We start from the raw sequence: 18,350 nt of genomic DNA on the forward strand, positions 1-18,350 counted from the left end.
GCACCCTCCCCTCCCCCGCAAGGCCATGACCAAAATCCCTTGCCATGGCCTTGCGCATTCATTACACACCTTTCAAAAATGGCAAGTCGTCATTTCCGACCGCGAAAAGAATTCATTTTTATGTCCTCTCAGGTTAGTATCCACGCGGAAAAGAGTTCGTCGGACATGCGTGGTCCGACCTAGCCTTGAACTCTGAAAATGCGGCTGTGCGTGTTTTTTTGGGTTGTGAAGCGTTGACAAATGGGCGCTTTGCCATTTATCCGTCTCCCTGAAGCTACATTTTTGTATCATCAATAAAAAATTGATTGTCATTTCAGGGCAAATTGAAAAAAAATGTCATTTTTTTTGAACCCAGGTCCGCATCCGGACCGCGATCCGGATGCCCATCTCTCCCCCTCTTGCCCCACGAGTAGAATCCATGTGCCGATTGTTCTCCCTGACCAGCTCCGTCCCCATCTCCCCGATGCGGGCCATCGAGGCGCTGGACGTGATGAAGGAAGGTCATGACGGTTCGGGGATCGGTCTGTTTCTGACCGACCTGGCCGGTCCCTTCCAGGACTGCAAGCACCTGCCCATCCTTTCCGGCATCTTCACCCATGCGGGTCTGCGCCGGATGGAGGAGTTCATGTCCAGCCAGGGCTTTACGCCCGGGTACCGACTGACCCTGGAGGCCAAGGAATCCCCGCCTCCGGGCACCCCGAAACGGGATATCTATCTGTCCCAGGTCTTTGAACCGCCCTCGGCCTGGACCGATCTGGCCCCGGCCGTGCGCGAACGGGAACTGACCAAGACCCGCCTGGCTTTGCGCCACATGGGCCAGGCCGAGGAAGACATGGTGGTCTTCAGTTTCTGGCCCGACGTGTTGATGATCAAGGAAGTGGGCGATCCCATGGAGATCGGCCAATATCTGGGACTGGACCGGGAAGAGGTGTACGCCGGGCGGATCCTGGCCCAGGGCCGGCAGAACACCAACTACGGGATCAATCTCTACGCCTGCCACCCCTTTTTCATCCAGGGCGTCTCCACCATGACCAACGGAGAGAACACGGCCTTCGTGCCCATCAAGGAATACCTGGGCAGCCAGGGTGTGCCCGGCTACGAGGGCTACCAGTCCGACTCCGAGGTCTTCACCCATATCCTGCACTTCACACTCAAGGGTCTCGGCCTGAGCCTGGAAGCCTACAAACACGTGATCACCCCGCTCCAGGACGACGACCTGGAAGCCCATCCGGACCGGGACTTCCTGCACACCATGAAGCAGGCCTGCCGCCGACTGATCATCGACGGCCCGAACTGCGTCATCGGCTGCCTGCCGGACAAGACCATGTTCATGGTCCAGGACCGCAAGAAATTGCGGCCCGGCATCGTCGGCGGACGGCCCGGCCTGTTCGCCTTTTCCTCCGAGGCCTGCGGCCTGGACGCGGCCATTCCGGATCGCGACAAGTCTAAGGATTTTCAACCCATGCACCTTGACACGGCCATTGTTTCGCCGGACTGTCAGGAGGTACGTATATGTCGGCAAACACAGCCGTTACCCCATCAACATTAAGCCAACGAGACCTGCCCTGGCAGATCGACTGGGACATCCGGACCTGCACGTTGTGCGGGCGGTGTACCGCGGTCTGCCCGGTGAACGCCATTGAATTCGGGACGTTCCGCAAGCGGACCATCTTCACCCCGCCCCTGGGCCTGCTGGACAAGCGGACGGACAAGCCCTCCGGTCAGCAGGACAGGCCCTCGTCCACCTCCAGCGTCTACTACGGCATCCGCCAGCGCACGGACCCGGCCTATGCCTGCATCGGCTGCGCCATGTGCAACATGGTCTGCCCGAACAACGCCATCAAGCCCCACAAATCCGAATCCACGGACCTGCTCCGCTTCCACCGCGACCGGGGCGGCCAGCCGCGCACCCGGGGCGGGCGGCGCAACTCCGGGGACAGCGTCCTGGACCAGATCAAGTTCATGCGCATCTCCATGCTCACCGACCCGGCCCTGGACGCCGGCCGCCACGAGTTCGAACTGCGCACCCTGATCGGCCGCATCCTGCCCCCGGCCGAGGCCCTCAAGACCCAACGCGAAAACGGCTGGATGCCGCCAGTACGGGAAATCTATCCGCTGATGATCGGCTCCATGAGCTTCGGAGCGCTTTCCCCGAACATGTGGGAGGGGTTGCAGATGGGCGTGGCCTACCTCAACGAGGAACTGGGCATGCCTGTCAGGATGTGCACCGGCGAGGGCGGCTGTCCGCCCCGGCTGCTGCGCTCCCGGTTCCTGAAGTACGTGATTTTGCAGATCGCCAGCGGCTATTTCGGCTGGGACGAGATCGTCCACGCCATCCCGCACATGAAGGAAGACCCCTGCGCCGTGGAGATCAAGTACGGCCAGGGCGCCAAGCCCGGAGACGGCGGCCTGCTCCAGTGGCACAAGGTCAACCAGCTCATCGCCGCCATCCGCGGCGTGCCGCCGGGGGTCAGCCTGCCCAGCCCGCCCACGCACCAGACCAAGTACTCCATCGAAGAGGCCGTGGCCAAGATGATCCAGTCCATGAGCATGGCCTGGGGCTTCCGGGTGCCGGTCTACCCGAAGATTTCGGCCTCCAGCACCTCCCTGGCCGTACTGAACAACCTGACCCGCAACCCCTACGCCGCGGGCCTGGCCATTGACGGCGAGGACGGCGGCACCGGCGCGGCCTACAACGTGTCCATGAACCACATGGGCCACCCCATCGCCTCCAATCTACGGGACTGCTATCTGAACCTGGTCAAACTGGGCAAACAGAACGAGCTGCCGATCATCGCCGGCGGAGGCACGGGCAAGAACGGGAACCTGGCGGCCAATGCCGCGGCCCTGATCATGCTCGGGGCCAGCGCGGTTCAGATCGGCAAGTACATCATGCAGGCCGCGGCCGGCTGCCTGGGTTCCGAGGGCGACCGCTGCAACATCTGCAACATCGGCCGCTGCCCCAAGGGCATCACCTCCCAGGATCCGCGCCTGTATCGGCGTTTGGATCCGGAGCAGGTGGCCGAGCGGGTGGTGGACGTGTACGTGGGCTTTGACACGGAACTGAAAAAAATCGTCGCGCCCCTGGGCCGTTCCACCTCCCTGCCCATCGGCATGTCCGACGCCCTGGGCATCGCGGACCGGTTCGCGGCGGAGCGGCTGCAGATCAAGTACGTGGTTTAGCGATGCCGCCCCAAAAGGCACGTCAGCTGCGTTGCTTCGGCTCGTTCCAGCCCTCACGTATGAACCAATACGCTTCGGTCTGGAACGAGCCTCGCGCCTTGCCGTCGCACCTTTTGGGACGGCATCGCGGGAATTCGCGTTTATCCATTCCGGGTTCCGTCGCAAAGACTGAACTGAATGTTGAAAAAGTCCTTATCCGGCAGTCCGTTCAAAAACCCTCAAGTGCAAGAAGCAAAAAAAGTTCAAGGTCGAAGCGTATTTATTCATACGTGAGAGTTTGAACTTTTTGCGGCGACGCAGCAATTGGGAGTTTTTCAACGGACTGTGAACCCCAAGCATATTTCAACGAGGCAGAGCAATGAGCAAGGCAAAAACAGTGCACATCGCCGGCAAGGACGAGACAGGCCGGGTGTCTTCCCGGATTCTGGAGGAGCGCATCCAGGAAGCGGTGCGCGGCGGGGCGGGGCGTCTGGAGATCGCCGCATTCGGCCAGCACGGCATCGGCGGACGGATCTTTCAGCCCCAGGGCAAGCCGGTCAACGTCCAGATCACCGGCTCTCCGGGACAGCGCACCGGCTCCATGGGCTCGCCGGGCACGACCATCGAGATTCACGGTCCGGCCTCGGACGACATCGGTTGGCTGAACGCCGGGGCGGAAATCGTGGTCCATGGCTACGCCACCAACGGGGCCTGCAACGCCATGGCCCAGGGCAAGGTCTGGGTGGCCGGGAACATCGGCTCCCGGGGCATGACCATGACCAAATACAATCCCCGGTTCGCCCATCCGGAACTCTGGGTTCTGGGCTCGGCCGGAGACTACTTCGCCGAATTCATGGCCGGCGGGGTCGCGGTGATCTGCGGCCATGAGCCCCAGGATCCGCGCAACGTCCTGGGCTATCGGCCCTGCGTGGGCATGGTCGGGGGCAAAATCTTCTTTCGCGGACCGATTCACGGCTACAGCCAGGCCGACGCCAAGCTGGTCCCCATTTCCGACGAGGAATGGGCCTGGCTGACCGAAAACATGGACCTGTTTCTGGGCAGGATCAAACGCAAACGGCTGCTCAAAAAGCTCACGGTACGCGACGAATGGCAGTGCATCGCCGCGCGCACGCCCATGGAGAAAGTCGGGGCCAAGCGCCGCTCCATGGCCCAGTTTCACCGGGACGTCTGGGACAAGGAACTGGGCCGGGGCGGGATGATCGGCGACCTGACCGACCTGGACCGAAGTCCCGTCCCCCTGATCACCACCGGGGAGCTGCGCCGCTACGTCCCGGTCTGGGAGCACCGCAAGTATCTGGCCCCCTGCCAGTCCGCCTGCCCCACGGGCATGCCGGTCCAGGAGCGCTGGCGGCTGATCCGCGAGGGCAAAGTTGACGAGGCCGTGGACGTGGCCCTGGCCTTCACTCCCTTTCCGGCCTCCATCTGCGGCTATCTCTGCCCGCACTTGTGCATGCAGGGCTGTACCAAGGGCGTGGCCGGAAATCTCCAGCCCGTGGACATCACGCCTCTGGGCAGAAAGGGCGTATCCTCTAAGCCCCCGAAGCTCCCGGACCTCAGCGGGACACGGGTGGCAGTGATCGGCGGCGGCCCGGGCGGGATTTCCGTGGCCTGGCAGCTCCGACTCAAGGGCCACGACACGTGGGTCTACGACCTGGAAAAGGTTCTGGGCGGGAAGATGGCCACGGCCATTCCGGAGCAGCGCATTCCCAGGGAGGTTCTGGAGGCGGAGATCGAACGGGTGCGCAAGGTTCTTCCCCACGTGCATCTCCAGCAGAACCTGACCCACAAGGAGTTCGACCAACTCAAGGCCGACTTCGACTACGTTGTCATCGCCACCGGAGCGCAGAAGCCCCGGACCATTCCCATTCCCGGTTCCGAGCGGATCACCCCGGCTCTGACCTTTCTCAAGAACGCCAAGCTGGACAACCAGCCCGTGGGCAAGAAGCTGGTGATCATCGGCGCGGGCAACGTGGGCTGCGATGTGGCCACCGTGGCTCACCGCCTGGGCGCGGAGGAAATCACCCTGATCGACATTCAGGAACCGGCCTCCTTTGGCGAGGAGCGCAAGGAGGCCGAACGGGCCGGCGCGGTCTTCCGCTACCCCTGCTTCACCAAGGAGATCACCCCGGAGGGCGTGCTGCTGACCACCGGCGAAGTCATCCCCGCGGACACCGTGGTCATCTCCATCGGCGACCTGCCGGATCTGGGCTTTCTGCCCGAGACCATCGCCGTGGACCGCGGCTTCGTGCTGGTCAACGAGATGGGCCAAACCTCCGATCCCCAGGTCTTCGCCATCGGCGACATCGTCAAGCCCGGTCTGCTCACCGACGCCATCGGCGCGGGACGCAAAGCGGCCAAAACCATCGACGAAATGGCCGCTGGCAAGCGCCCCCAGGTGGATTCAGCCTGGCTCAAGGACTATTCCATCGAGTACAGCGAAACCTCGGAGCGCATCGATTATTCCCGGATGACCCTGGAATACTACGACCCGCGGATCACCGAGTACAACGACATGGAACACTGCGCCTCCCAATGCTCCTCCTGCGGCTCGTGCATGGACTGCGGCCTGTGCGACGCGGTCTGTCCCACCGCGGCCATCGAGCGCAAAAACCTGGGCAACGGCAAATACGAACGCGTCTCCAACCCGGACAAATGCATCGGCTGCGGCTTCTGCGGAAAATGCTGCCCTTGCGGAGTCTGGGCTTTAGTGGAGAATACACCCATGGGCTGATAAGAGGGAGTCTGCCCTTGTCCCCGAGCGTGCCGGTGACGGAAGGTTGGACGTCCGAGAAGGATTCACGTATTCTTGACCGCGTTGATCGTATCTGGATTATTATTCGGCGGAACTTTCGTCGGCAAGAATCGGATGCGACGAGGCGGTTTTTCTTTCCCAAATACAGAACCAAAACAACACTCAAGGAGCCTTGATATGACCAAAGTCGCCATTTTCATGGGCAGCATCTCGGATGAAGACAAGATGGCCCCCTGTGCCGAAGTGCTCGGTTCACTGGGCATCCCGCATTTGTTCACCGTGGCCTCGGCCCACCGCACCCCGGAGCGGGTGCAGCGGCTGGTTCGGGAGTTGGAGGATCAGGGCTGCAAGGTGTTCATCTGCGCGGCGGGCATGGCCGCCCACCTGGCCGGGGCCGTGGCCGCGAAGACCACCCGCCCGGTACTCGGCGTGCCCTTGACCGCCTCGTCCCTGGGTGGCCTGGACGCGCTGCTGGCCACGGTGCAGATGCCTCCCGGCTTTCCCGTGGGCACCGTGGCCCTGGACAGTGCCGGGGCGCGCAACGCCGCCTGGCTGGCCGCCCAGATTCTGGCCCTGGATGATCCTGAACTGGCTGAAAAACTGCGCGCAAATCGGCAGAAGATGATCGACGGGGTGGAAAAGGCCGCGGCTGATCTGCGCGCCCGACATCCCGGCAGCGCGGGCTGATCGCGTCGCGACGACTTGAGAGGCAAGCTTCCATGCGGACAATGGCCACGGCCCTGCTGTACGACCCGGTTTTCGCGGTCCATGACGCCGGGGCCGGGCATCCGGAGAGCGCGATGCGCTACACGGCCCTGGTTCGCGCCTTGGAAGAGGACCGGGAGACCGCGGGACTGCCGCGGTTGCGGCCGCGTCCGGCCACGGAAAGTGAACTCGCCTCTTGCCACGGCCCCGGATATATTGACCTGGTCCGCCGACGCATCCAGGAAGGCCGCCGCAGCCTCGGATTTCCGGACACCAACGTCGGCCCCGGCTCCTGGGACGCGGCGGTTCATGCCGCCGGAGGAGCCATGGTCGCCGTGGACGCGGTGATGCAAACGGATGTCCAGAGCGTCTTCTGCGTGGTCCGCCCTCCGGGCCACCACGCCCGTCCCAAGCAGGGCATGGGATTCTGCATCTTCAACAATGTGGCCCTGGCTGCCCGGCACGCCCAGATCGCCCACGGGCTGGAGCGGATCCTGATCGTGGACTGGGACGTGCACCACGGCAACGGCACCCAGGAAATCTTCTACGACGACCCGTCCGTCCTGTTCTTCAGCACCCATCAAAGCAACTGGTTCCCCTACTCCGGCGCGGTCCACGAAACCGGCGACGACGCCGGAGAGGGGTTCACCATCAACTGCCCCTTTCCCTACGGCACCGGCTTCGCCCCGATCCGCGAAGCCTTCCTGGAACGCCTATTGCCCGCGGCCCGGGACTTCCAGCCGGAATTGGTCCTGATCTCAGCCGGCTTCGACGCCCTGGAAGCCGACCCGCTGGGCGGATTCCGCCTCCACCCGGACGACTTCACCGAGCTGACCGCCATTGTCCGGGACATCGCCGATAAAAACGGCACCCAGGGACGAATCATCTCCCTGCTGGAAGGCGGCTACGACCTCCACTCCATGGCCCTCGCCGCCCTGGAGCACGTCCGCGCTTTGGCTGCCTGACAATCGCCGTCACTCCATACGCGAGCCATTGCTTAACAAGGCCACCAATTCCCGATCCAGGTCCGTGACGTCCGTTGCCAGCGGCTCCACCAGGGTTACCAGGACATTCTTTCGGACGCCGATCCGTTTGGCAGTGGGTACATCCGCCACCAGGACGTCAATGGCGTTGGTGTAGCGGGCGTTCATCAGGTCGCTGACCAAACGGATGCCAAAGCCCTCGATATAGACCCGTTTGCCCAGCCAGCCTCTCAAGTCACGGGAAACAGCCACGGTCCAGCCGGAAACAGGGGTTTGCATGATCGCGGTGTTGTCCACGTCGTCGTTGCATTCTTGGGGCCGGGCCGTGTACGCGGTCAGGCGCAATCGATGGGTGTTGGCGTCCCGGTAGCCGTTAATCATCCGTTTGAGAACCAGATTTTCATCGAGCAGCTTTCCCAGCTCTATTTCCCGGTTCCCCTTGTTCTCCCGGTAGCCATTGAGGAGCATCTTGAGGATCAGAATTTCGTCCTGGGCCTTGAGCAGTTCAAGGTCCTTCTCCATGTTGAACCGGTATTCCTTGGTCAGGATCGCGGGTTGCCCGCCGACGCCGTCCACGGGTTTGAGGACGTGATAGAGGTTCATCAGGGCCAGAACAATAACGAGGGGCAGAGCGTAGCGCATGATCATCTCCTCATGGAGTGGACGCGTCCGGTGCGGAGCAAGATTGCCCGGAGCAGTGGAGTGAGAGGACGAGTGTTTTTGAGATAATTTTTAATCGTAGCCGGATGATTATGCCTCCGCAATGTTGATAATCGAGGGTATTTCCGACTTTTTCCCGAAAAAAACAAAACCATCGTGCTCCCAACCCTGCCTGCCCGGAAGCAATCCTCGCCTTTTTCCATGGATACGGCATTTTTTTCTTAACACGTTGGGATGAAAAGGATTACAAACCGCTTCTCCCGTAAGGACCGAGCAGAGACACGCCGAAGTCGGGTGGCGACCCAGATCAATCTCAATGTTTGGCGCCTCATCCGTGCGCAAAATTTCAGCAGACGCGATGAACCGAACTCCGTAAATTTTCAGCATTCATATGGCGACATTTCTGAAACTGGCCAATATTAACGCGCCCTGCCCTTTCGATTCCGGCATTGATCCTCGTAGAAAAAACCAGCCTCAACGTGTTGCGGGAGGCAAACCTCCATGTCTTCGGTGCGCCAGCCAAAGCAATACCCCCCCCAGCGCGATCATGGGCAAGGAAAGCACCTGTCCCATGCTCATCCAGTCAAAGGCAACGAAGCCGAGATGGGCGTCCGGTTCGCGGAAGAATTCCACGCTGAAGCGAAACACGCCGTAGAGCAGGGCGAACATGCCGGAAACGGCCATGGTGGGACGGGGTTTGGCCGAGAAGGACCAGAGCAGAGCGAACAGGACCAAGCCTTCCAGAAATGCTTGGTAAAGTTGGGAGGGGTGCCGGGGGATGAATCCGGCGGTGGGGTCGGCGAAGATCATGCCCCACGGCGCGTCCGTGGCCCGACCCCAGAGTTCGCCGTTGATGAAGTTGCCGATCCTCCCGGCGCAGATCCCGATAGGCGCCAGCGGAGCCACGAAATCGGCCACCTGAAAAAAACTCCGTCGGCTGCGCAGGGCGTAGAGCCAAATGGACAACATCACGCCCAACAGGCCGCCGTGAAAGGACATCCCGCCCTTCCATATTTTCAGGATTTCCAGGGGATGATCGATGAATGTTGCGAAGTCGTAGAACAGCACGTACCCTAGACGTGCACCCAGTAAGAGCCCCAAGGCGCAGTAGGTGATCAGGTCCGGCAGTTCCTGGGGGTTCCAACCGGACCCCGACCGCTTGGCCCGAAAATGGCCCAGCAACCAAGCCGCCAGAAAGCCGATCAGATACATCAGGCCGTACCATCGGACCTCCAGCGGTCCGAGGGCGAAAGCCACGGGATCAATGTTTGGGTGGTACACGCGGTAAAACCTTTTGTTGATACGTTCAGAGGCAACGGGAAAAAACAATCGCGAACTCACATCGGCGACACGGAGCCACCATGCAAACTACCTGCACTTCAGACACGTCCCTGACCATGGCCGTACAGATGCTGCCTCAGGACGCCAACCCGTACGGCAGCATCCACGGCGGAATCATCATGAAGCATATCGACACCGCCGCGGGCATCGTGGCCATCCGGCACGTCCGGGGCAATGCCGTGACCGCATCCATCGATCGGCTGGACTTTCACCATCCGGCCTATGTCGGCGACCTGCTCATGCTCAAGGCCAGCGTCAACTTGGTGGGCCGGACGTCCATCGAGGTCGGCGTCCGGGTGGAAGCGGAAAACCTTCTGACCGGGGAGATCCGGCACACCGCCTCGGCCTATCTGACTTTTGTGGCCTTGGACAAAAAAGGTCACCCCACCCCGGCCCGACCCTACAAACCCACCACGCCGGATGAAATTCACCGCTCCGAAGAGGCCAAGGTTCGCCGGGCAATGCGGCTAGCTGAAAAGAACAGGGAACGGGCCGTCGACTCCTCGTTGCGAGAATAGCGGGAAGGAGCCGGAAGCTACACGCCTACTCTTCCGTTTCAGGCCCCAACGGCAGCAGATCGCCCTCCATGGGCAGCACCTCGGCCCGCACCTGAAGCTGGAAGAACAGATCACCCGGAAATATTTCCCGGGTGGACTCCAGAATACGCATCTGGCTCGTCGTGTCCGTGATCTGCGTGATCAGTCCGGCCCCGACGACCTGGGCCATACCTTGCTCCAGGCCGCTGGAACGCTGGACGATGAGCACCGGGATCGGCGCTTGCCCCTGGGGCGGGCCCCACAAGGAAACATAGGCCTTGGAAAGCATCCCCCCCATGGTTTGGTCTTCCTGCAAAGCGTCGATCACTCCTCCCATTCGTCGCTCCGGAACCAGGGAGGAGAAGAAGCCCGTTCGCTGCGAAACCATTCCCGTAACGCTGTCCAGCCAAGGGTCGCATCGAGGTTCGCGGCTCGAAACGACGGCCCCTGTCCCTTGATCGCCCTCCAGAACCCCGTTGCTTCCGCTCGCCTCCGATGGGCGCAGCAATGCCGCCTGGGTGACGTACATGTGCAACAATTCCTCCACACCCTGCTCCCACGACCCGGTTCTCAATTTCTCGCACATCCCGTCGTATTTCATAACCGGATCCGGAACAATGGACACAGTGACCTCCGTCTCCCGATGCAACGCGGTCGGGGCTTCTTCGGCGAACTTCCAGCCATGGTCGGCGCTCCGGGGCGTACAGGCGCACAGCAGGACGACCTGGAGGAATCCAAGGGCCATCAAGATAATCGGCTTCACGAGGCTTCTCCTTGCAGTGTTGATCATGCACGGGTAGGGGGAGAGACACGGAACGACAAATCGTCGTTGCTTCTCACCTCAACGAATCATCATGGTACAGGAATTCTCCGATGACAAGCCCGGATCTCCCCTCAGCCCCTCCCTCTTCCAGCGTCAGCCTGGAAAAAACCATCTACACCCTGGACCAGATGGAGCGGATCGCCGTTCCGCAAATCGCCCTGGCAGGCCGCTCCAACGTGGGCAAGTCCTCCCTGCTGAATTGCCTGGCCAATCGCAAGAATCTGGCCAAGACCAGCTCGGTTCCAGGCAAAACCCGCAGCCTGAATTACTATCTGGTCCATCCGGAGCAATACTACCTGGTAGACCTGCCCGGATACGGCTACGCCAAACGCTCGAAAAGCGAGCGCAACGCCTGGGGTAATTTGATGCGGCGCTTTCTGACCAGCAACAAGGGCTTGGTGGGACTGGTTCTGGTCCTGGACAGCCGCCTGCCGCCCCAAGCTCCGGACAAGGAGATGGCGGGCATGGCCCTGGAACAGGGCCTGCCCCTCCTGCCCGTGCTCACCAAGGCGGACAAGTGCTCCCAGCGCGACATCGCCGCCGCCAAACGCGCCTGGATGGAGCTGCTGGGCCCGGAAGCCGCCCCGGTTTTCTTTTCCGCCAAGACCCGCCTGGGCCGGGAAACGCTCTGGGAACAAATCCGGCTACTGATTTCTTCCCAAGACCACCCTTTACCCGATTCCGAGGCGCAATGACGGAGATTGGTCGGCTGCGACTTTTTTTAGCAAGTACGGGAGCTTTTCCAATATCTTGGAGTTATGTCCGCCGATTATCTTGATCCGAACAGACGTATTTGACAACGTCACCCCCGAAACCTACGGTATGAGCGTCATGCATAGTGTCGCTCGCCAGCCCCGCGCCCAGGCCCGCGCCTTGGGCGACTCCAATCCAATCCGACGGCCCTCCGGGTCGCGCCGACTTTCCAAGGTGTTCTTCGGCCCCGGAGGTTGTCCGGTGGAAACGTGCTTCGCCCCGCTCCGTCCACCCTCGCCGCCCGTTCTTTTCTTTGTTTCCCCCGCTCCCCGCCGCCTCTCTTCACCACGCCTCAGCCCATTCTTCCCCGGTTCGACCACGTTCACCGAGGTCGCGCCGTGACCGCCCAAGCCAAGGCCGCCACGGTCCCCGGTTTTCTTGTCGCCCACTACCGGGACTTCCTGCTCTACGGTCTGTTCCTGGGCGCGATAGCCTGGTTCATCGCCAGCGGCGAACAGGGCATGGGCTACCACTGGAAGTGGTACCGCATGCCCCGCTACCTGATCCAGATCACAGAGGACGGCTGGATGCTCGGGCCCCTGCTGCAAGGGCTGATAGTAACCTTCAAAATTTCCGGGCTGAGCCTGATCCTGGCCATGATCTTCGGACTGACCGCGGCGATCTTCCGGCTTTCCGACTCGTTCACGGCCCGGCTCGTGGCCAAGGGCTACGTGGAATTCATCCGCAACACCCCGCTGCTTACCCAGATTTTCTTCATCTACTACGTCATCGGCCCGGTCTTCGGCCTGGACGCCTTCGGCTCCGCCGTCCTGGCCCTGTCCCTGTTCGAAGGGGCCTATGCCTCGGAAATCTTCCGGGCCGGAATTGTTTCCATCCACAAGGGCCAGTGGGAGGCCGCTCATAGCTTGGGACTATCCAAGTGGGACACGTATCGCAAGGTGATCGTCCCCCAGGCCGTCCGACGCATCCTCCCCCCCCTGACCGGGGTAGGCGTGACCCTGATCAAGGACTCCTCCCTGGCCAGCACCATCGCCATCTACGAGTTGACCCAGCAAGGCAACATCGTTTCCTCGGATACCTTCATGGTCTTCGAGGTCTGGTTCACCGTTGCGGCCATCTACTTGGCCGTCACCTTCCCCCTGTCCATGCTCGTGGCGGAGTTGGGCAAACGGATGCGCACGGCGGAGTGAGGGGAAAGGCTGAAGCCTGGAGTCAAGAGTCGGAAGTCGGGAAAAACTCCATGAAACCGTCCGCAACCGTGAACCGTGAACCGTGAACCGTGAACCGTGAACCGTGAACCGTGAACCGTGAACCACAAATCCCAGAGCAGCCGCATGACCGCAAACGCAAACGCCGCCCGACGGGAAACGACACGGGCAAACACGCGCCTCGGCCAGGAGATCATCTCCGTCCGGGACATCGTCAAGACATATCCTGGAGGGTTGCGCGCCCTGGATCATGTTTCACTGTCCGTACGGCAAAAGGAGGTGGTGGTGATCATCGGGCCGTCCGGCTCGGGCAAGTCCACCCTGCTGCGCTGCCTGAACGGCCTGGAGGAGATCGATTCCGGGGAAATCGTCATCGACGGCGTACCCCTGGACGACGATCCCCGAAACCGGCTGACCATCCGAACCGAGGTGGGCATGGTCTTCCAGTCCTTCAACCTGTTTCCGCACATGACCGTGCTGCAAAACATCAACCTGGCTCAGGAGCAGGTCCGGGGGAAATCCCGGAAAGAGGCCGAGGAAACCACCATGGCCCTGCTCGCCCGGGTCGGCCTGACGGACAAGGCCCGGGCCTATCCAGCCCAGCTTTCCGGCGGTCAGCAGCAGCGCGTGGCCATTGCTCGAGCCTTGGCCATGCATCCCAAGGTGATGCTCTTTGACGAGGCCACCAGCGCCCTGGACCCGGAAACCATCGGCGAAGTCCTGGAGGTAATGAAGGGCCTGGCCCGTGACGGCATGACCATGGTCGTGGTCACCCATGAAATGGGCTTTGCCCGTGAAGCCGGTGACCGGGTGATCTTCATGGAGGACGGGCGACTCCTGGAGGAAGCCTCCAGCGACGACTTTTTCAGCAACCCGAGACAAGAGCGCACCCGCGACTTTCTTGGCCAAATTCTGTGCGGACCGGTCCCAGGTCCAGCGGAGTCAACCCCTAACGCGAAGGAGAACATATGAACCCGACACGTAAACTCGTCCTTACGGCCCTGGCGGCCTGCCTGATCCTGCTGCTCGCCGCCGTGGCCCAGGCCCAGAACATCAGTCAGCAGATCACCAGGGAAAGCACCCTGACCGGAATCATGGAGCGCGGGGCGCTCCGGGTGGGCTTCGATACCTTCGTGCCCTGGGCCATGCAGGACAAGACCGGAGAATTCATCGGCTTCGAGATCGACGTGGCCAAGCGTTTTGCCGAGGACCTGGGCGTGCGCGTCGAACTCGTGCCCACGGCGTGGCGGGGGATCATCCCGGCCCTGCTCACGGGGAAGTTCGACCTGCTCATCGGCGGAATGAGCATCCGGGCGGATCGGGCCCAGCAGGTCTACTTCAGCATGCCCTACTACTTCACCGGCCAGGCCCTGGTGGCCCACAAGGAAAAGGCCGCGGGCTTCACCGCGCTGGAGGACTTCAACAAGCCCGAAGTGACCATCGTTGCCCGCACCGGAACCACGGCCCAAAGAGCCGCGGAAAACCTCTTTCCCAAGGCCCAGCGCAAATACTTCGACAAGGAGCCCCAGGCTGTCCAGGAACTGCTCATGGGACGGGCCCACGCCCTGATCGGCAACGCCCCCCTGCCCTCTCAGGAGGCCATCAAGAACCCGGACCGGTTGTTCCTGCCCGTTGAAGGCAACCTGACCAACGAGCCCATCGGCATCGCCATGCGCAAGGGAGATCCGGACCTGCTCAACTACGTGAACAGTTGGATCCTCCAGGTCACCGGCGAAGGTTGGATCCAAGATCGCTATACCTACTGGTTCACGACCATGGACTGGAAGGACCAGGTGGAATAACCGACCACGAAACACACTTCGGCTGGGCAACGGTTGTTGCCCAGCCCCTCTCTCTAAAAAAGCTCCATGACTTCCAAGCAGACCCGCTTCACCCCCCTGGACGCCGTCCTGATCCTGGCCATCGTCGCCTTTGCCGCGGTCTTCATCTGGCGCGTCCACGCCACCCTGGACTACCAGTGGCGCTGGCACCTGCTGGCCAATTACCTGCTGCGCTGGGATGAAACGGCCGACCGCTGGGTGCCCGGCCTGATCACCCAGGGGTTGCTGACCACGATCCGACTCAGCATCTGGACCATGCTCCTGGCCACGGTAATCGGCGTAATCATGGGTCTGGCCCGGTGCGGCAAGTCCCTGTTCCCTCGGATGGTCGGCTGGACCTACGTGGAGCTGGTCCGGAACATCCCGCCCCTGGTTCTGATCTTCATTTTCTACTTTTTCCTGGCGGACCAACTGATGACCCTGCTGGGCGTTGAAGCCATGCTCCGCAACCTCCCGGACTGGGGTAAGGAACTGTTGGCCTGGGTGGCCGTGCCCGTGGAGAGGATGCCCAACTTCCTGGCCGCCCTGCTCACCCTGGCCGTGTACCAAGGGGCCTACATCACCGAGCACGTCCGATCCGGAATCCAGTCCATCGAACGGGGCCAGCGCGAGGCCGCCTACGCCCTGGGCCTTTCTCCCTGGCAGCAGATGCGCCACGTAATCCTGCCCCAGGCGGTCTCCCGAATCGTCCCCCCGCTGTCCGGCCAGTTCATCGCCACCATCAAGGACACGGCCATCGTCTCGGTGATCAGCGTCCAGGAACTGACCTTCCAAGGCCTGGAACTGATGGCCTCCACCTACATGACCTTCGAGATCATGATCACCATCACCGCGCTCTACCTCCTCCTGACCCTCACCTTCTCCACCCTCGCCGGCCGCGTGGAACGCCGCCTGCGCCGGGCGTATGGGTGACGGGAAACTATAACCTATTGTACTGGGAGCAGGAGGGCGAAAATAAAGAAACAATTCCAGGTGTTGTCAATGGCCTGGAATTCTTGCCTTCGCTTGCGGTCACAGATGATTCTGACTATGTACATGACAAAATCAATAACGTTGATGGAGCTACGTCCATGACAGACTAAAATGGTACCGGTTCGTTGGACAGCCTAGCGACCATCAGCTACCGGGGAACTAAACAACCACCAGCTGTAAGCTGGTGGGTTTGATCCAGCGGACTGAAAGTCCAGCCTGGACCGGCAGGCTTCGCAGCCGGTTAGTACGTGCTTCTCATCAGCCACGTTACATAGTCGGGCCTCGGCAAGCATGATTACAAATCCGACGCGTTATTCACATGTAAAGCCATCCATGCCGTACACCGGCGTAAAGCCAAACCGCTAGATGAAAGCCGCCCGGCTGAAGCCGGGGGTTTTAACCTTGAACAGGGACGAATAAATCGAACGAGTTGTGTCTGGTGGGCAGACGGAAGACCGATAGTACCGCATTTTTAACTATTAGAGAAGGGGGGAAATGATTGCAAAGGTAGATAAATCAGAAAGAGAAATGTTTTGCACAAATTGTGGTCAAATTGGCATACCTACAAGAAAAGGTCACTTTTTGATCGAGATTATTTTATGGTGTTTCTCAATTTTCTTTTTTCTTCCCATGATCGTTGTTGCAATAATATATTCTGTATGGAGAATAACATCTGGTCCAAAGATTGTAAGTTCTGTGGAACATCAAGACCGATTCCTAAAGACTCTCCTGTTGCTCAAAAAATCATCAACGACTAAAGACACAAAAATATATAAATTTAGGAACATCTGTCATGCCTAGATTTGAAATAATTGGAACTGGCAAAGAAACAGGAAGAAAGCGTAAACGAATATACTTTGCTTTTGATGAACATATAGCTAGAAAAAATGCTGAAGACGATGGAACTGTTGTCGAAGAAATCAAATTGTTGCCATATAATCCACCAACAGAGCAGCAAATAGAATTGGCAGCAAAACACAACATTGATATATCAAGCGGAACAAATGAAAATGATGTTGCTGATATAATAAATGCAAAATTTAAAAATGAAATTTTATCTAAAAAAGAAGATAAAGATATAGCAAGATTTTTTAATATTGAAGTTACAGAGTTTATTGGAGAAGATACGCTTTACAGTAAAATAAAAAACGCATTGTCTAAACCAGGATATGAAAAAGAACTGGTTTTGTTTTTTGCATATTGTGTTTATCGTGACTATATAAGAGGGTCATCTATGGCAACAACAATTTCATTAAATGATCCTGCAATAGAATATGTCGCCAGGAAACTACATACAAACAGCAAGGTTGTTAATTCTATTAAAAAATATGATGGTAATTTTTTGAAATACTTCGGGGAAAAGACATCTAATGAAGGATACACAAAGAACTATGGCAGCAAGAGAACAGAAGCATACAAATCGGTTATTGAGCTTCTCAAAGAAAAAGCAATGTTGCCGGGAAGGTCAACAAATGAACCAATAATTACCAAGAAAGATTTAAATGTATCTCCAATGAAACCAAGCAATACAACCAAGAGAAAGAAATTATCGACCATCGAGATTGTTTCAATTGTCGTTGTGGCAGTGGTCTTGCTTTACATCTTCTCCAGGTAAAAAAATATAGATTTAACTGCGACCATGGCCCCATGACCGAATATCCAGCCACATTAAGGAGGGCGTGTATGCGGAGAATAATATTATTGGTCGTACTGAGTTTGACCGCCATGTACGCCTATGCGGAGCCAGAGTGCGAATTTGACAAGAGGCTTTCCGGAATGTACATTTACAAGTGCAGCGTTGGGTCAACAAAAATAACACAAACACCCATCCATGCCACGGAAATTCCCAGGACAACAGTTAGACAAGTTCAACGGCCCGCGCAGCGACAGGCTCAAGAGACAACTAGGCAATTAACTGGACCACAAAAAAATGCTGTTAGATCCGCGAAGGCATATCTTAATTTTAGTGGTTTTTCGCGGGAAGGGCTTATTAATCAACTTTCATCAGATGCAGGGGATGGTTATAGCGTTGCAGATGCTACAGCAGCAGTAGATAGCTTGAACATTGATTTTAACGAATAAGCGGTAAAATCTGCGAAAAATTACCTCAAAATGATGGGTTTCTCGTGCAAAGGACTCATTCAGCAACTTTCATCAAGCGCTGGTGACAAATACACAGAGAGCCAAGCAAGGTACGGTGCCCAAAAAGCGGGAGCTTGTAATTAATAGCGCTGAACAAAAGACCCAAAGCCCTTTCGGAGAAATCCGGGAAGGCTTTTCTTTTGACGCAGCCATTCTCACAAACGAAGGTTTTTAAGAATGTCAAAAATCGCCTTCACCATCCACGAAAAATCAAGGTTCCGGCCTTCTCGAAAAGCTGTCTCGAAACTGATTCTTAAAATGGAACGGGTGCCATGAGTTTTGAGAGGATGGACCACCGCATTGGGGATACTGCCCTCTCCCACCCACATTAACAGTTAAGCCTCACCACACAGCAATCTCTCTCAGGACTTTAACCGCATCGCGCCAAATCCAGCCTTTTCCGCAATAATTTCTGCATGTTAACCTGGCCCTTTGCGTAAGACCCTACTGATATCTCTGCTTTTTTGTCAAAAAAACGTTTAATTTTATA

Annotated in this window: 17 protein-coding genes and 1 pseudogene; 15 read left to right on the forward strand and 3 right to left on the reverse strand. The window is 58.7% G+C overall.

Annotated features, from left to right (window positions below):
• The first annotated feature begins 418 nt into the window (after positions 1 to 418).
• The 5 genes from C6366_RS17765 (at position 419) to C6366_RS17785 (ending at position 7,605) form a co-directional block, all read left to right on the forward strand.
• Entirely contained in the window at positions 419 to 1,549 is a 1,131-nt protein-coding gene (locus C6366_RS17765) for a glutamate synthase (protein ID WP_107740425.1), read from the forward strand.
• Positions 1,513 to 3,183 (forward strand): glutamate synthase-related protein, encoded by a 1,671-nt coding sequence (locus C6366_RS17770; RefSeq protein WP_107740427.1) that lies wholly within the window; start codon positions 1,513 to 1,515, stop codon positions 3,181 to 3,183. Before C6366_RS17765 ends, C6366_RS17770 begins: the two co-directional genes overlap by 37 nt.
• 358 nt (positions 3,184 to 3,541) lie before the next feature.
• A complete protein-coding gene (locus tag C6366_RS17775) occupies positions 3,542 to 5,914 on the forward strand; it encodes an FAD-dependent oxidoreductase (RefSeq protein ID WP_107740429.1) in 2,373 nt (790 codons plus the stop codon).
• A gap of 198 nt (positions 5,915 to 6,112) precedes the next feature.
• Positions 6,113 to 6,622 (forward strand): 5-(carboxyamino)imidazole ribonucleotide mutase, encoded by a 510-nt coding sequence (purE, locus tag C6366_RS17780; RefSeq protein ID WP_107740431.1) that lies wholly within the window; start codon positions 6,113 to 6,115, stop codon positions 6,620 to 6,622.
• A 32-nt stretch (positions 6,623 to 6,654) separates the two neighbouring features.
• Positions 6,655 to 7,605 carry a histone deacetylase gene (locus tag C6366_RS17785; RefSeq protein ID WP_233248565.1) on the forward strand — a complete coding sequence of 317 codons (951 nt, stop codon included), beginning with the start codon at positions 6,655 to 6,657 and terminating at the stop codon, positions 7,603 to 7,605.
• A gap of 9 nt (positions 7,606 to 7,614) precedes the next feature.
• On the opposite strand, the gene C6366_RS17790 is transcribed toward C6366_RS17785, so the two are convergent.
• Together C6366_RS17790 and lgt are read right to left on the reverse strand one after the other, a co-directional pair.
• Entirely contained in the window at positions 7,615 to 8,265 is a 651-nt protein-coding gene (locus C6366_RS17790) for a 3D domain-containing protein (RefSeq protein WP_146164912.1), read from the reverse strand.
• A gap of 492 nt (positions 8,266 to 8,757) precedes the next feature.
• Positions 8,758 to 9,564, reverse strand: coding sequence for a prolipoprotein diacylglyceryl transferase (gene lgt / locus C6366_RS17795; protein WP_107740449.1), 807 nt, complete (start codon positions 9,562 to 9,564; stop codon positions 8,758 to 8,760).
• Between the two features lie 80 nt (positions 9,565 to 9,644).
• Between lgt and C6366_RS17800 the strand changes: the two genes are divergently transcribed.
• Positions 9,645 to 10,142 carry an acyl-CoA thioesterase gene (locus tag C6366_RS17800; RefSeq protein WP_107740437.1) on the forward strand — a complete coding sequence of 166 codons (498 nt, stop codon included), beginning with the start codon at positions 9,645 to 9,647 and terminating at the stop codon, positions 10,140 to 10,142.
• Positions 10,143 to 10,167: 25 nt separating this feature from the next.
• Here the strand turns inward: C6366_RS17800 and C6366_RS17805 are convergent, their stop codons facing one another.
• Positions 10,168 to 10,923, reverse strand: coding sequence for a hypothetical protein (locus C6366_RS17805; RefSeq protein WP_107740439.1), 756 nt, complete (start codon positions 10,921 to 10,923; stop codon positions 10,168 to 10,170).
• Positions 10,924 to 11,033: 110 nt separating this feature from the next.
• On the opposite strand from C6366_RS17805, the gene yihA reads away from it, so the two are divergent.
• The 9 genes and pseudogenes from yihA to C6366_RS20780 all read left to right on the forward strand — a co-directional run.
• On the forward strand, positions 11,034 to 11,678 hold the full coding sequence (gene yihA / locus C6366_RS17810; protein WP_107740441.1) for a ribosome biogenesis GTP-binding protein YihA/YsxC: 645 nt from the start codon (positions 11,034 to 11,036) through the stop codon (positions 11,676 to 11,678).
• 136 nt (positions 11,679 to 11,814) lie between these two features.
• The gene (locus C6366_RS19405; RefSeq protein WP_146164913.1) at positions 11,815 to 12,078 is read left to right on the forward strand and encodes a hypothetical protein; all 264 of its coding nucleotides are present in this window, start codon (positions 11,815 to 11,817) and stop codon (positions 12,076 to 12,078) included.
• A complete protein-coding gene (locus tag C6366_RS17815; RefSeq protein WP_233248566.1) occupies positions 12,075 to 12,887 on the forward strand; it encodes an amino acid ABC transporter permease in 813 nt (270 codons plus the stop codon). The genes C6366_RS19405 and C6366_RS17815 overlap by 4 nt, the downstream gene beginning before the upstream one ends.
• A 210-nt stretch (positions 12,888 to 13,097) precedes the next feature.
• Positions 13,098 to 13,877: an amino acid ABC transporter ATP-binding protein gene (locus C6366_RS17820; RefSeq protein WP_233248567.1), complete on the forward strand. Its 780-nt coding sequence runs from the start codon at positions 13,098 to 13,100 to the stop codon at positions 13,875 to 13,877.
• Positions 13,874 to 14,707, forward strand: coding sequence for a transporter substrate-binding domain-containing protein (locus C6366_RS17825; protein WP_107740445.1), 834 nt, complete (start codon positions 13,874 to 13,876; stop codon positions 14,705 to 14,707). The genes C6366_RS17820 and C6366_RS17825 overlap by 4 nt, the downstream gene beginning before the upstream one ends.
• Before the next feature lie 66 nt (positions 14,708 to 14,773).
• Positions 14,774 to 15,658 (forward strand): amino acid ABC transporter permease, encoded by an 885-nt coding sequence (locus C6366_RS17830; RefSeq protein WP_107740447.1) that lies wholly within the window; start codon positions 14,774 to 14,776, stop codon positions 15,656 to 15,658.
• Positions 15,659 to 16,511: 853 nt separating this feature from the next.
• Positions 16,512 to 17,333 (forward strand): hypothetical protein, encoded by an 822-nt coding sequence (locus tag C6366_RS19410; protein ID WP_146164914.1) that lies wholly within the window; start codon positions 16,512 to 16,514, stop codon positions 17,331 to 17,333.
• A 68-nt stretch (positions 17,334 to 17,401) separates the two neighbouring features.
• A complete protein-coding gene (locus tag C6366_RS17835) occupies positions 17,402 to 17,800 on the forward strand; it encodes an Ltp family lipoprotein (protein ID WP_199221559.1) in 399 nt (132 codons plus the stop codon).
• Between the two features lie 12 nt (positions 17,801 to 17,812).
• Positions 17,813 to 17,944 (forward strand): annotated as a pseudogene (locus C6366_RS20780) (Ltp family lipoprotein); the annotation flags it as partial.
• Positions 17,945 to 18,350: the final 406 nt, after the last annotated feature.

This window comes from Desulfonatronum sp. SC1 (assembly GCF_003046795.1).
Lineage (GTDB): Bacteria > Desulfobacterota > Desulfovibrionia > Desulfovibrionales > Desulfonatronaceae > Desulfonatronum.